Origin of the sequence: Bacillus sp. FSL M7-1345, assembly GCF_038006985.1 — a bacterium.
Classification (GTDB): Bacteria; Bacillota; Bacilli; order Bacillales; family Bacillaceae_G; genus Bacillus_A; species Bacillus_A cereus_U.
Window position 1 is genome coordinate 4,853,781 of the sequence record NZ_JBBOWG010000001.1, and the last position, 15,355, is coordinate 4,869,135.

The following is a 15,355-nucleotide window of genomic DNA, read 5'->3' on the forward strand; positions in this document are numbered from 1 at the left end:
CTTTTTATATCCATCCCTTTTCTTCCGCAATTGTAATTGCCTCAATTCTATTTTTCGCGTCGAGCTTCGTTAACACTTCGGAAATATAATTACGTACTGTACCCGGTGAAAGATAAAGTGTTTTCGCAATTTCATTTGCCGTCTTTCCTTCTTTAGCAAGTAACAATACTTCTTTTTCACGATCTGATAATGGATTTTGCTCCTGCCATAAACCAAACATTAAATCTTGAGAAACCTCTCGTTTTCCCTTCATTACATTACGAATTGCTGCGGCTAAATCTTCACTCGGGCTATCTTTTAACAAATATCCGTGCACACCAGCTTTCATCGCCCTTTCAAAATACCCTGGCCTTGCAAATGTTGTTAAAATCATTACTTTGCATAATGATTTTTCTTTCTTTAAAGTTTCAGCAACATCCAATCCACTTTGAATCGGCATTTCAATATCCATAATACTTATATCCGGCTCTAACGATTCAATTAATTTTAACGCCTCTTCCCCGTTCGCAGCTTGCCCAATCACTTCCATATCATCTTCTAAATCAAGTAGGGCTCCTAATGCACCACGAAGCATCCGTTGATCTTCTGCAATAATAATTCGAATCATGCCCTCACCTCATCTTTTCCTGTTCTAATGACAACTGGTACTTTTACTGTTAATAGCGTCCCCGGATTAATCGTATCTAGCTCCACTAGACCGTCAATTAAGGCAATTCGTTCCTTTATACCACGAATGCCGTTTCCATCATGATTTTGCTCCTCTAAACCGACGCCATTATCTTCTACTTTTAAAATCAATTCACCTTGTGATTCTAATATAGAAACAATGCACACTGTCGCCTTACTATGCTTCACTACATTCGTAACTGCCTCACGTAAACACATACCTAAAATATTTTGCTCGATTGGCGATAACGAACTAGAATTAGCCTCCTGCTTTACTTCTAATTCAATATTGGCAGCTTGCAAAATCGCTTTTATTTGCTCAAGTTCTTCTTCCACTGTAATCATACGCATATCAGAAATTAATTCTCTCAGCTGTTTTAAAGCGGTACGAGATGTTTGTGTAATTTCCTTCGCTTCCATACTTGCACGATCTGGATTTTTCACAATTAACTTCTCCACGAGCTGACTTTTCAAAGTAATAAGAGATAATGTGTGTCCTAACGTGTCATGAAGATCTCTTGCAATTCGCTGGCGCTCTTCACGTTTTACTAAGTCTTTAATTTGTTCATTTGCTTCGTTTAATTGATTTTTCAACATCTTTTTCTGATTAAAATTACGCATTCCAAATGGCGTAAGAAGCATTAAAATAAACATTGGAACTATATTCACTAAACTTGTAGTTGTTAACTGCTTAAAATATACGAATATAAAGGATCCAAGCATTGTAATCAACAGTCCTAACAACACTCGAAATACTTTCTTACTTGGCGCAAAGCCCATCGCACTTGCAGTAAAAAAACCAAAAAATATCATAAAGGCATTATAAAATAAGGCAAATAAAAAGATGAGTACCATTTGAATACATGCCCATAAAATGAACGTCTTATTAACAAAATAAAGTTGACGGTATGTGATAATAAAAAGCACCAACATACCGCTCCCTATCCCAAGTTTCCACCCTGATACCTGCGTTAGATGGTAAATCGGAAATAACAGATATACTAACCACATATACGGGAAGAAACCCATATGTTTCGGAAAAATCTCAATCCTCTTCTTCTCTATCATTTATACCGCTTCCTGTCTTTTTCTTATATATATTGATACTACAACAAATATAAGGAAATAACCTCCTAGTACCGCGATATTTTCCCATCCAATTGATTTTCCAGCTACAATATCCCATGCCCCGCTACCAAAATGATATGTTGGTGTCCATTCTCCAATAGTTCTTAATACTTTTGGGAATACTTCAATTGGCATCCATAATCCGCCAACTACAGCTAAGCTCATATTTAAAATATTAGCCAGGCCAGCAGCTGCATCCGCCTTTTTGATTGAACCTATTACTGTTCCGAGTGCTAAAAATGGTGTCACGCCTAATAATAACCATAATCCGGCACCAATCCATTGACCTACTGTTAACTCGACATTATTAATTAATATTCCTGCCATAAAAATAACTAAGATTGAAAAAGCATTCACTACTGTTTGAGCAATAATCTTTGCTGCTAAATATGCTCCCTCTGGAAGTGGTGTAATTTTTAAAAGATGTGTCCATCCTTGCCCTTTTTCCTGAGAAAGTCTCACACCGAAACTAAAAAGTGCAGTCCCTACAATACTGAAAGTCGCCATTGAAATTAAATAATGAGCTTTCCAAGCATCTCCGTTTTGTGGGACTTGAATAACATTTGTGAAAATATAGTAAAACATAACTGGCATTAATAATGAGAAAAAGATAAATAATTTATTACGGAACGTACGCAAAACCTCTATTTTACATTGCATCCATAGTGCTCTCATGCGATTTCCCCCTTCTGATTTGCGACAAACTGTTCAAATGCTTCGTCGAGACTTCCACGTTCAACTGAAATATCAGTTACAGGTAGGTTCTTTTGATAAATTGCTTGTAACGTGGCATCAGTATCCTCCGTTGTTAAAATAATCCGCCCCTCATTTGACTGTACTCCTGTTACATTCGGCAATTCCTTTAACAAGCCCATAGGGATACTTTCTTTCGAATAAAACGAAATCGTTTTTCGAGAAATCGTCGCTTTCATTTCATCTGGCGTACCATCTGCGATGATCTTTCCGTTCGCAAATAATAAAATCCGATCTGCTAAAGCATCTGCCTCTTCTAAATAGTGCGTCGTTAAAATAATCGTTTTCCCTTCACTTGCTAACTTTCTAATCGTTTCCCAAAATGTTTTTCGAGACGTAATATCCATTCCAACTGTCGGCTCATCTAAAAATAACAACTCTGGATTTCCTGCAAGTGCCAGTGCAAAATTTAACCTTCTCTTTTGACCACCTGATAACTTTTCACATCTTTGTTTTCGCTCTGATTCTAAATTTGATAACTGAAGTAATGTTTCTTTCGCTACTGGATTCGTATAATAACTACGGAATAACTCAATTGCCTCATCTACCGTGATACTATCAATCACACTTACTTCTTGCAGCATCGCACCAAGGCTATTACGAACATCTCTATGCTTCGGACTCTTTCCAAATATAGAGACATTCCCTTCTGTCGGATCTTTTAACCCGAGCATCATTGAAATTGTCGTTGTTTTCCCCGCACCATTTGGACCGAGTAATGCTACTATTTGCCCTTTATTTACATGAAATGAAACGTTATTTACTGCTTTTTTATGTTTAAATGTTTTAGAAACACCATTTACTTCAATAATCTTTTCCATCTCTCCACCCCCGCTGTTTCTTATATTTACATTGTATGCGCTGGAAAAGTTAGGAAACAGTATGATGCGTCATGACATCCATATGACAATTGTCATGTATTCTTTATGAGAGGAATCAACCCTTATACCGCACGCGAGTAGCAGTACAAAAATAAACATGATACAATCGGATAAGACATATATTCGAGGAAGGACAGTGGTTTTCATGATTATTCGTAATGAACAAGATTTAGAAGGTTTACGAAAAATCGGCCGCATCGTTGCACTTGCACGCGAAGAAATGAAAAAACAAGCGAAGCCAGGTATGACAACGAAAGAGCTTGATTTAATTGGTAAAAAAGTATTAGACGAGAACGGTGCTATTTCAGCGCCTGAAAAAGAATATAAATTCCCAGGTGTAACTTGCATTAGTGTAAACGAAGAAGTTGCTCACGGCATTCCAAGCGATCGCATATTAAAAGAAGGCGATTTAGTAAACGTAGACGTATCGGCAGCACTTGACGGCTATTATGCAGATACAGGTATCTCATTTGTTCTTGGAGAAGATGAAGAAAAAGAAAAACTTTGCCAAGCTGCAGTAGACTCTTTTTGGGAAGCAATGAAAAAAGTAAAAGCTGGCTCAAAACAAAATCAAATTGGTCGTGCTGTTTCTAACTTTGCACATAAAAGTGGATATAATGTAATCCAAAACTTAACTGGTCACGGTATTGGTCTTAGCTTACACGAAGCTCCAAACCACATCTTAAGCTACTATGATCCAATGGATAATGCGCTTCTAAAAGACGGTCTTGTTATCGCTGTAGAACCATTCATCTCTATGAAAGCTGATCATATCATTGAGCGCGGTGATGATGGTTGGACATTCGTTACACCAGATAAAAGCCTTGTTGCACAATGTGAACATACAGTTGTCGTCACTCGTGGCGAGCCAATTATTTTAACTCAACTATAATCAAAAATAGCCGTTTTGTAGATTCCTTCTACTAAAGCGGCTGTTTTTTTATTATTTTTAAGTATGTAACATCCATATAAACAGAAAGCTTATACAAATAAAAAGGTGATACATCAAAGTATCACCTTTTTAACGGGGTGAGGCTGTCCAAAAGTACGGAAAACTCTTGAACAGCCTCGTATTTTCATATGGATGCCTTACATATATCACTGATGATAATTATGAAATGCGGAAACATAGTTACCATCACATGATTCAAACAAAACAAAAGAAAAGAAATCCTATAACGGATCTCTTTTCCCTACATAATCTAAAGTTTGGGTACACTAGATTCATGCAATGTAGGAGCCTTCAAAACAGAAAGCGATCCTTCATTTAAAATGATAGCATACATATATCCGCTAAAGATATGCAAATGTGCATATAGCGTTTTTTATTTCTCAACATACATTTATTGAAAATTAAGATATATAAAGGTAAAATAAGGTCGTTATCCGTCTTCTTTTGTCAGTCAGAGAGAATAGAAGAATGGGAGAGGAAAAAATGAGAAAATCACTGAAACAAAAAATAGTAAGCTCCTTGCTTGCTGTATCGCTCGCCGTTAGCTTAGCTCCAATCGGACAAGCAAAAGCTGATTCCACGTCAGAAATTACACAGACTCCACCTATTACAAAACAAGTTGATGCAAACCGCGCCATCGAGCATATCCGTTTCTTATCCGAAACAATCGGTCCCCGTCCAGGTGGTACAAAATCAGAAGAATGGGCTTCTCGCTATATTGGTATGAAGCTTAAGTCAATGGGATATGAAGTAGAGTATCAACCCTTTCAAGTTCCGGATCAATACGTTGGATTTATCGAATCACCATTAGAGGCAAAGCGTAATTGGCAAGCTGGTGCTGCTCCCAATTCACTAATTTCTACAGAAGCTGTTACAGCTCCGCTTATCTTTGTTCAAGGTGGTACAAAATTGGACGATATTCCAAATGAGGTAAACGGAAAAATTGTTTTATTCGAAAGAGGTGCCACAGTAGCAGATTATAATAAACAAGTTGAAAATGCTGTTAGTAAAGGGGCAAAAGGTGTTCTTTTATACAGTTTAATTGGAGGTCGTGGAAACTACGGACAAACCTTTAATCCTCGCTTAACTAAAAAGCAGTCTATCCCTGTCTTTGGTCTTGCTTATGCTCAAGGAAATGCGTTTAAAGAAGAAATCGCTAAAAAGGAGACAACAATTCTTTCCCTAAAAGCGAGACATGAATCTAATTTAACATCCCTAAATGTCATCGCTAAAAAGAAACCAAAAAATAGTACAGGTAATGAAAAAGCTGTCGTTGTAAGTTCACACTATGATAGTGTCGTTGGAGCACCTGGGGCAAATGATAATGCTTCTGGTACAGGATTAGTATTAGAATTAGCTCGTGCTTTTCAAAATGTAGAAACTGATAAAGAAATTCGTTTTATTGCTTTTGGTTCTGAGGAAATCGGCTTACTTGGCTCTGATTATTATGTTAATAGTCTGTCCCAAAAGGAACGCGATCGAATTTTAGGTGTTTTTAACGCAGACATGGTTGCAACGAATTATGATAAAGCAAAGAATTTATATGCAATGACTCCTGATGGCTCGACAAACCTTGTAACAGATGCTGCCTTACAAGCAGGTAAACAATTAAATAATGATCTCGTTCTTCAAGGGAAATTTGGCTCTAGTGATCACGTACCATTTGCTGAAGTGGGTATTCCTTCTGCACTATTTATTTGGATGGGCGTCGATAGTTGGAATCCATTAATCTATCATATCGAAAAGGTATATCACACGCCTCAAGATAACGTATTTGAGAACATTTCACCAGAACGTATGAAAATGGCATTAGAGGTCATTGGAACCGGTGTCTATAATACCCTTCAGCCTGCCATGAAAACAGGACAAAAAGCTGCTTAATACTATTTCAAGCTACCGATTAATCGGTGGCTTTTTATTAAGGAAAAATAAATATGTATAACAGCATATTTATTACATAGCGTTCTTACCAAAAAAACATTAATGTATTAATTAAAGTATATTAATTATACGATTTATTGTGCATAATATAAAACGTAATATATTAATGTGGTTACATTATTGAATGGTATTACCATGTAGAATAAAAATTGTAATAATAGTAATTACATCTAATAAAGAAGGCTTTCTACTATGAAAAAATTATTCTTGCAGTTGTGTTAGCTTTAACAGTTATTTTAGGAACAAATGCTTTTATTCCTGAAACAAACGCTGATGCAGCTACTCACGAGCAAAGCTTTACAAAATACTATTTCTAAATTAGCCATAAAAATGGCTATGCATTCATCCAAAACTTAACGGAACATGGTCATTGATCTTAAATCACATGAGATACCACACCACATTCTAAGCTTATGACCCAATGGATAATAGACTTATTGAAAGCGGTTTCGTTATTACTTTAGAGCCGCTTATCTCTATGAAAGCTGACCATATTATTCGGCCGCTGATTGAGCCCAACCTGAAATTGTTCTCTTTTTTCTATAAAAAAACCCTTCAGGTTGCATTCTTCCCTTCACTTTATCGTGAAGTGTTTTTGAATACTTACCTAAAGGGCGTAATATCAATAGTAATTTTTTAATTTGTCTGCTACTCAGATTACAGTGTAATCAATAATCTAAATCTTTTTTATTATTTTATTCGCTGACGAGCGAGTAGGATTCCACCTAAAAGGAATAATACAATACCTCCAAGAATTGAACTCATTTCTGCTGATGTTCCTCCTGTGTTAGGAAGTAATGTTGGCTTATCATTTTCTGTAGTAGGTGGAACTTTTGAATCGCTATTTTTGTCTGTATTTGTGTTTGGATCTGTACTTGGATCTTTTGGATCTGTCTTGCTTGGATCTTTTGGATCTACACCTGGTTCGTCCTTGATTTTTGTATTCGTGATGTCATAACCATTTACTTCGGATTTGTATCCCGCTACTGGTTGTTCTTTCACTTCATACTTGTACGCTACTCCGTTTGCATCATATACTTGTAGTTTTTCAAACGTGTACTTCCAGTTTGTTGCCGCGCTTACTTCTTTCGTGTCAATAACTTTTCCATTTTGTAATAAGTCTACTTTGATGGATACTGGACGATCTATTGCGTTGTTATCATCCCAGACTTTCTTACCACTGATTTCTGTTGTTTCTGTATTTTTGTAAGTGTTCGTAATTGTTGTTCCTTCTACTTTTGTTTCATATCCATTTACTTTTACTTCACTTACTGTGTACGTGTATTCATTTCCTTGTTCATCGTACTTTGGTAGATCTTTGAAGTCGAAACTCCAGTTACCATCCTTATCAGCCTTCACTTCTTTTGTTTGGAACTCTGCTCCATTTTGAAGTAATTGAACTGTGATGCCTTCTGGACGTGTGTTGAACTTATTGTTGTAGTCTTCCCAAACTTTCTTACCACTAAGTTCTGTTGTTTCCGTATTCTTGTAAATGTTTGTAATCGTTGTTCCTTCTACTTTTGTTTTATATCCGTTCACTTTTACTTCATTTACTGTGTACGTGTACGCATTTCCTTGTTCATCGTACTTTGGTAGATCCTTGAAGTCGAAACTCCAGTTACCATCCTTATCAGCCTTCACTTCTTTCGTTTGGAACTCGGTTCCATTTTGAAGCAATTGAACTGTGATACTTTCTGGACGTGTGTTGAACTTATTGTTGTAGTCTTCCCAGACTTTCTTACCACTTAGTTCTGTTGTTTCTGTATTTTTGTAAGTGTTCGTGATTGTTGTTCCGTCCACTTTTGTTTTATATCCGTTCACTTTTACTTCATTTACTGTGTACGTGTACGCATTTCCTTGTTCATCGTACTTTGGTAGATCTTTGAAGTCGAAACTCCAGTTACCATCCTTATCAGCCTTCACTTCTTTTGTTTGGAACTCTGCTCCATTTTGAAGTAATTGAACTGTGATGCCTTCTGGACGTGTGTTGAACTTATTGTTGTAATCTTCCCAAACTTTTTTACCACTAAGTTCTGTTGTTTCTGTATTTTTGTAAGTGTTCGTGATTGTTGTTCCGTCCACTTTTGTTTCATATCCGTTCACTTTTACTTCATTTACTGTGTACGTGTACGCATTTCCTTGTTCATCGTACTTTGGTAGATCTTTGAAGTCGAAACTCCAGTTACCATCCTTATCAGCCTTCACTTCTTTTGTTTGGAACTCTGCTCCATTTTGAAGTAATTGAACTGTGATGCCTTCTGGACGTGTGTTGAACTTATTGTTGTAATCTTCCCAAACTTTTTTACCACTAAGTTCTGTTGTTTCTGTATTTTTGTAAGTGTTCGTGATTGTTGTTCCGTCCACTTTTGTTTCATATCCGTTCACTTTTACTTCATTTACTGTGTACGTGTACGCATTTCCTTGTTCATCGTACTTTGGTAGATCTTTGAAGTCGAAACTCCAGTTACCATCCTTATCAGCCTTCACTTCTTTTGTTTGGAACTCTGCTCCATTTTGAAGTAATTGAACTGTGATGCCTTCTGGACGTGTGTTGAACTTATTGTTGTAGTCTTCCCACACTTTCTTACCACTTAGTTCTGTTGTTTCTGTATTTTTGTAAGTGTTCGTGATTGTTGTTCCGTCCACTTTTGTTTCATATCCGTTCACTTTTACTTCATTTACTGTGTACGTGTACGCATTTCCTTGTTCATCGTACTTTGGTAGATCTTTGAAGTCGAAACTCCAGTTACCATCCTTATCAGCCTTCACTTCTTTTGTTTGGAACTCTGCTCCATTTTGAAGTAATTGAACTGTGATGCCTTCTGGACGTGTGTTGAACTTATTGTTGTAATCTTCCCAAACTTTTTTACCACTAAGTTCTGTTGTTTCTGTATTTTTGTAAGTGTTCGTGATTGTTGTTCCTTCTACTTTTGTTTCATAGTCTTTCACTTTTACTTCACTTACTGTGTACACGAACTCATTTCCTTGTCCATCGTACTTTGGTAGATCTGGGAAACTGAAAGTCCAGTTACCTTTTTCATCAGCTTTCACTTCTTTTGTTTGGAACTCTGTTCCATTTTGAAGCAATTGAACCGTAATACTTTCTGGGCGTTTACCAAACTTGTTGTTGTAGTCTTCCCAGACTTTCTTACCACTTAGTTCTGTTTTGTCCGTATTCTTGTAAGTGTTCGTAATCGTTGTTCCTTCTACTTTTGTTTCGTAGTCTTTCACTTTTACTTCACTTACTGTGTACTTGAATTCATTTCCTTGTCCATCGTACTTTGGTAGATCTTTGAAGCTGAAAGTCCAGTTGCCTTCTTTATCAGCTGTATCAACTTTCACTTCTTTTGTTTGGAACTCTGTTCCATTTTGAAGCAATTGAACCGTGATGCTTTCCGGACGTGTCTTGAATTGGTTGTTGTAGTCTTCCCAGACTTTCTTACCACTTAGTTCTGTTGTTTCTGTATTTTTGTAAGTGTTCGTGATTGTTGTTCCTTCTACTTTTGTTTCGTAGTCTTTCACTTTTACTTCACTTACTGTGTACTTGAATTCATTTCCTTGTCCATCGTACTTTGGTAGATCTTTGAAGTCGAAACTCCAGTTACCATCCTTATCAGCTTTCACTTCTTTCGTTTGGAACTCTGTTCCATTTTGAAGCAATTGAACCGTAATACTTTCTGGGCGTGTTTTGAACTGGTTGTTGTAGTCTTCCCAGACTTTCTTGCCACTTAGTTCTGTTTTATCCGTATTCTTGTAAGTGTTCGTAATCGTTGTTCCTTCTACTTTTGTTTCATAGTCTTTCACTTTTACTTCACTTACTGTGTACACGAACTCATTTCCTTGTCCATCGTACTTTGGTAGATCTGGGAAACTGAAAGTCCAGTTACCTTTTTCATCAGCTTTCACTTCTTTTGTTTGGAACTCTGTTCCATTTTGAAGCAATTGAACCGTAATACTTTCTGGGCGTTTACCAAACTTGTTGTTGTAGTCTTCCCAGACTTTCTTACCACTTAGTTCTGTTTTGTCCGTATTCTTGTAAGTGTTCGTAATCGTTGTTCCTTCTACTTTTGTTTCGTAGTCTTTCACTTTTACTTCACTTACTGTGTACTTGAATTCATTTCCTTGTCCATCGTACTTTGGTAGATCTTTGAAGCTGAAAGTCCAGTTGCCTTCTTTATCAGCTGTATCAACTTTCACTTCTTTTGTTTGGAACTCTGTTCCATTTTGAAGCAATTGAACCGTAATACTTTCTGGGCGTTTACCAAACTTGTTGTTGTAGTCTTCCCAGACTTTCTTACCACTTAGTTCTGTTGTTTCTGTATTTTTGTAAGTGTTCGTGATTGTTGTTCCTTCTACTTTTGTTTCGTAGTCTTTCACTTTTACTTCACTTACTGTGTACTTGAGTTCATTTCCTTGTCCATCGTACTTTGGTAGATCTTTGAAGCTGAAAGTCCAGTTGCCTTCTTTATCAGCTGTATCAACTTTCACTTCTTTTGTTTGGAACTCTGTTCCATTTTGAAGCAATTGAACCGTAATACTTTCTGGGCGTGTTTTGAACTGGTTGTTGTAGTCTTCCCAGACTTTCTTGCCACTTAGTTCTGTTTTATCCGTATTCTTGTAAGTGTTCGTAATCGTTGTTCCTTCTACTTTTGTTTCATAGTCTTTCACTTTTACTTCACTTACTGTGTACACGAACTCATTTCCTTGTCCATCGTACTTTGGTAGATCTGGGAAACTGAAAGTCCAGTTACCTTTTTCATCAGCTTTCACTTCTTTTGTTTGGAACTCTGTTCCATTTTGAAGCAATTGAACCGTAATACTTTCTGGGCGTTTACCAAACTTGTTGTTGTAGTCTTCCCAGACTTTCTTACCACTTAGTTCTGTTTTGTCCGTATTCTTGTAAGTGTTCGTAATCGTTGTTCCTTCTACTTTTGTTTCGTAGTCTTTCACTTTTACTTCACTTACTGTGTACTTGAATTCATTTCCTTGTCCATCGTACTTTGGTAGATCTTTGAAGCTGAAAGTCCAGTTGCCTTCTTTATCAGCTGTATCAACTTTCACTTCTTTTGTTTGGAACTCTGTTCCATTTTGAAGCAATTGAACCGTGATGCTTTCCGGACGTGTCTTGAATTGGTTGTTGTAGTCTTCCCAGACTTTCTTACCACTTAGTTCTGTTGTTTCTGTATTTTTGTAAGTGTTCGTGATTGTTGTTCCTTCTACTTTTGTTTCGTAGTCTTTCACTTTTACTTCACTTACTGTGTACTTGAATTCATTTCCTTGTCCATCGTACTTTGGTAGATCTTTGAAGTCGAAACTCCAGTTACCATCCTTATCAGCTTTCACTTCTTTCGTTTGGAACTCTGTTCCATTTTGAAGCAATTGAACCGTAATACTTTCTGGGCGTGTTTTGAACTGGTTGTTGTAGTCTTCCCAGACTTTCTTGCCACTTAGTTCTGTTTTATCCGTATTCTTGTAAGTGTTCGTAATCGTTGTTCCTTCTACTTTTGTTTCATAGTCTTTCACTTTTACTTCACTTACTGTGTACACGAACTCATTTCCTTGTCCATCGTACTTTGGTAGATCTGGGAAACTGAAAGTCCAGTTACCTTTTTCATCAGCTTTCACTTCTTTTGTTTGGAACTCTGTTCCATTTTGAAGCAATTGAACTGTGATGCTTTCTGGGCGTGTTTTGAACTGGTTGTTGTAGTCTTCCCAGACTTTCTTGCCACTTAGTTCTGTTTTATCCGTATTCTTGTAAGTGTTCGTAATCGTTGTTCCTTCTACTTTTGTTTCATAGTCTTTCACTTTTACTTCACTTACTGTGTACTGGAACTCATTTCCTTGTCCATCGTACTTTGGTAGATCTGGGAAACTGAAAGTCCAGTTACCTTTTTCATCAGCTTTCACTTCTTTTGTTTGGAACTCTGTTCCATTTTGAAGCAATTGAACTGTGATGCTTTCTGGGCGTGTTTTGAACTGGTTGTTGTAGTCTTCCCAGACTTTCTTGCCACTTAGTTCTGTTTTATCCGTATTCTTGTAAGTGTTCGTAATCGTTGTTCCTTCTACTTTTGTTTCATAGTCTTTCACTTTTACTTCACTTACTGTGTACTGGAACTCATTTCCTTGTCCATCGTACTTTGGTAGATCTGGGAAACTGAAAGTCCAGTTACCTTTTTCATCAGCTTTCACTTCTTTTGTTTGGAACTCTGTTCCATTTTGAAGCAATTGAACCGTAATACTTTCTGGGCGTGTTTTGAACTGGTTGTTGTAGTCTTCCCAGACTTTCTTGCCACTTAGTTCTGTTTTATCCGTATTCTTGTAAGTGTTCGTAATCGTTGTTCCTTCTACTTTTGTTTCATAGTCTTTCACTTTTACTTCACTTACTGTGTACACGAACTCATTTCCTTGTCCATCGTACTTTGGTAGATCTGGGAAACTGAAAGTCCAGTTACCTTTTTCATCAGCTTTCACTTCTTTTGTTTGGAACTCTGTTCCATTTTGAAGCAATTGAACTGTGATGCTTTCTGGGCGTGTTTTGAACTGGTTGTTGTAGTCTTCCCAGACTTTCTTGCCACTTAGTTCTGTTTTATCCGTATTCTTGTAAGTGTTCGTAATCGTTGTTCCTTCTACTTTTGTTTCATAGTCTTTCACTTTTACTTCACTTACTGTGTACTGGAACTCATTTCCTTGTCCATCGTACTTTGGTAGATCTGGGAAACTGAAAGTCCAGTTACCTTTTTCATCAGCTTTCACTTCTTTTGTTTGGAACTCTGTTCCATTTTGAAGCAATTGAACTGTGATGCTTTCTGGGCGTGTTTTGAACTGGTTGTTGTAGTCTTCCCAGACTTTCTTGCCACTTAGTTCTGTTGTTTCTGTATTTTTGTAAGTGTTCGTAATCGTTGTTCCTTCTACTTTTGTTTCATAGTCCTTCACTTTTACTTCACTTACTGTGTACGTGTACTCTTGTCCTTTTTCATCATACTTTGGAAGATCTTTGAAACTGAAATTCCAGTCGTCGACAGCCTTATCGCCTTTCACTTCTTGCGTTTTGAACTCTTTTTCATTTTGAAGCAATTGAACCGTAATGCTTTCTGGGCGTTTACCAAACTTGTTGTTGCTGTCTTTCCACGTCTTCGTTCCTGAAACAGATGTAGTTTTCACTTTATTCGAAATCGGTAGTTTAATTCCGTTTACAGCATCTGATGTAACTTCGAAACTTACTTTTGCTTGTGGATCAAAATCAATATAGTCTGGAGCTGAAACTTCTTTCACATAATATTTGCCTGGTGTTAAACCCTTGATTTCGATGATACCTTTTTCATCTGTTGTATATAGATCTCCAACTTGTTCACCCGACTCTTTATACAAATTAAATGAAACATTCGGTATTACTTTTTCTTCATCTTTATCAAGGTGCTTAACAATTTTTAGCGTTCCTTTTGGAACTCCTTCAGCACCACCGCCGGCTGTCCTATTTTCAACTGAGTGGCTATCCGATTCAGTAACTTTATCTTTATTATAAATTTGGTAATCAACCGTATAATCATTCTTAAAGAAATCTTGCATCTTTCCGGTATCCGTTATAGTAGATGTATAAGCAATCGAAAAGGAGGCAAGACGTGCTTTATCCTTATAAAGCACAACTTGAAATGAGTTTTCACCAGTAAAGGTAATCTTTCCATAACCTTTAGATTCAAACTCTTGCAGTGATAAGTACTGACGGCCTAGATAATTATCAATATCTATCCTAAAACTATCTTTATTAAGTATTTGACCTTCTCGTAAATTATCAGTCACAACAATATTATCACTTAACTCTTCTTTATTTAAGTTTGCATTTAAGAACCAACGCACCTCACCTGGCTTCCCTCTCATATCACCAGTTTTATAAAAAAACGGACCCTTTCCAGGATCTGTACCACCACCACTTGTTGGACCGGTAATTATTACAGCTTGCTTATCTAAATTTGTACCGAAATTGGTTTCAATCTCTTTCTTTTGATCTTCTCCTACATTAGCAGCTTGCACGTAAAAGTTTAAATATCCTTTAATATCTTCACGTGTATCTACTTTATCATTAAATGTACATACCACAGTACCTGAATTGACTGTACAAGTACCATAATCACCTAAATCAAACTTTGTGTCCAACCCTATTAATTCTGGAGGCAGTGTTAATGTTAGTGTGTCTCCTGGCTTCAGCCTAACTCCATTTTTTTCACTGAAATTTACAGTTACTTTAGTCTCTTGTCCAATAGAAAGGTTTGTTTTATCAATCTTAAAACTATCCACAAGTCCTACCGTATTTAACTCTTGTGCATTTGCTACAATACCTAAAAAACTCTGACCTATAGTAAACATGAAAATCATTATAATCGAAAAAATCGAAGTAACTCTTTTTAAATACATATTTTATGTTATCCTCCTATAAAATTAAAAATAGATAAATCCTGGTACAAACATACTATGACAAAGATTCTATTATTCAATGTCATTAAACTATTTTACTTAAATATTTTTGATAGCTATTATCATCTTTTTCTCTTTTTTCAACCCTTCTATTGCTTAGAAACTTGAAGTTTGAAGTTTGAAGTCTGACTTTTATATAGATTCATCTCATTTCTCCGACATGTCTAAACTATGTTATTTCTGGTCTATATTGTTTAACAAAAACAGATAAAGAAATTCAAATTACAAATACACATGGACGGACCCTAGAATAACTTCAAAGTCAGAAAAAGACAATTCGAAAAGCACTCACGATAAAACTCATGACAGTCTTTTGTCTTATTATGCCGTAGAGTTCTCGAAATTTCTTCACATCTAGCGCAAACGCTTGCTCTATAAATACAAAAAATTTCATTGCCGGAAAGTATGACCAAGCTACTTCACAGTAAATATACATTTGGTCAACTTCCTTACTTATCCTCCTAAAGAATAACAAGAAGTACCATCTATAATCGAAATTAGCATATCAGCCAAGGAAAGTTCGAACTGTGAAACATACTTGGATACTCGTGTTCTAAAAGATGTT

General features: G+C 36.5%; 7 protein-coding genes and 1 pseudogene. 3 read left to right on the forward strand and 5 right to left on the reverse strand.

Annotated features, from left to right (window positions below; all coding sequences use genetic code 11):
* Window positions 1-4 precede the first annotated feature (4 nt).
* Genes MHB76_RS25445 through MHB76_RS25460 form a run of 4 tightly spaced genes read right to left on the reverse strand, consistent with a single transcriptional unit; the run spans window position 5 to window position 3,368 of the window.
* Entirely contained in the window at window positions 5-607 is a 603-nt protein-coding gene (locus MHB76_RS25445; protein WP_340988048.1) for a response regulator transcription factor, read from the reverse strand.
* Window positions 604-1,734 (reverse strand): sensor histidine kinase, encoded by a 1,131-nt coding sequence (locus MHB76_RS25450; protein ID WP_340988050.1) that lies wholly within the window; start codon window positions 1,732-1,734, stop codon window positions 604-606. The genes MHB76_RS25445 and MHB76_RS25450 overlap by 4 nt, the downstream gene beginning before the upstream one ends.
* On the reverse strand, window positions 1,735-2,469 hold the full coding sequence (locus MHB76_RS25455) for an ABC transporter permease (RefSeq protein WP_002113090.1): 735 nt from the start codon (window positions 2,467-2,469) through the stop codon (window positions 1,735-1,737).
* Window positions 2,466-3,368: an ABC transporter ATP-binding protein gene (locus MHB76_RS25460; protein ID WP_016106734.1), complete on the reverse strand. Its 903-nt coding sequence runs from the start codon at window positions 3,366-3,368 to the stop codon at window positions 2,466-2,468. The genes MHB76_RS25455 and MHB76_RS25460 overlap by 4 nt, the downstream gene beginning before the upstream one ends.
* Before the next feature lie 157 nt (window positions 3,369-3,525).
* Here MHB76_RS25460 and map point away from each other — a divergent pair, with 157 nt between their 5' ends.
* The 3 genes and pseudogenes from map to MHB76_RS25475 form a co-directional block, all read left to right on the forward strand.
* Window positions 3,526-4,320 carry a type I methionyl aminopeptidase gene (gene map, locus MHB76_RS25465; protein WP_078174962.1) on the forward strand — a complete coding sequence of 265 codons (795 nt, stop codon included), beginning with the start codon at window positions 3,526-3,528 and terminating at the stop codon, window positions 4,318-4,320.
* 543 nt (window positions 4,321-4,863) lie between these two features.
* A complete protein-coding gene (locus MHB76_RS25470) occupies window positions 4,864-6,261 on the forward strand; it encodes a M28 family metallopeptidase (RefSeq protein WP_078174964.1) in 1,398 nt (465 codons plus the stop codon).
* Window positions 6,262-6,641: 380 nt separating this feature from the next.
* Window positions 6,642-6,820, forward strand: a pseudogene (locus tag MHB76_RS25475) (type I methionyl aminopeptidase); the annotation flags it as partial.
* A gap of 191 nt (window positions 6,821-7,011) precedes the next feature.
* Here MHB76_RS25475 and MHB76_RS25480 read toward each other — a convergent pair.
* Window positions 7,012-14,730 (reverse strand): Cna B-type domain-containing protein, encoded by a 7,719-nt coding sequence (locus MHB76_RS25480; protein ID WP_340988054.1) that lies wholly within the window; start codon window positions 14,728-14,730, stop codon window positions 7,012-7,014.
* Window positions 14,731-15,355 lie beyond the last annotated feature (625 nt).

What these genes read in the sequence shown, in the direction of transcription:
- MHB76_RS25445 (WP_340988048.1), bottom strand. Translation starts at nt 607, where the DNA reads ATGATTCGAATTATTATTGCAGAAGATCAACGGATGCTTCGTGGTGCA.
- MHB76_RS25450 (WP_340988050.1), bottom strand. Translation starts at nt 1,734, where the DNA reads ATGATAGAGAAGAAGAGGATTGAGATTTTTCCGAAACATATGGGTTTC.
- MHB76_RS25455 (WP_002113090.1), bottom strand. Translation starts at nt 2,469, where the DNA reads ATGAGAGCACTATGGATGCAATGTAAAATAGAGGTTTTGCGTACGTTC.
- MHB76_RS25460 (WP_016106734.1), bottom strand. Translation starts at nt 3,368, where the DNA reads ATGGAAAAGATTATTGAAGTAAATGGTGTTTCTAAAACATTTAAACAT.
- map (WP_078174962.1), top strand. Translation starts at nt 3,526, where the DNA reads ATGATACAATCGGATAAGACATATATTCGAGGAAGGACAGTGGTTTTC.
- MHB76_RS25470 (WP_078174964.1), top strand. Translation starts at nt 4,864, where the DNA reads ATGAGAAAATCACTGAAACAAAAAATAGTAAGCTCCTTGCTTGCTGTA.
- MHB76_RS25480 (WP_340988054.1), bottom strand. Translation starts at nt 14,730, where the DNA reads ATGTATTTAAAAAGAGTTACTTCGATTTTTTCGATTATAATGATTTTC.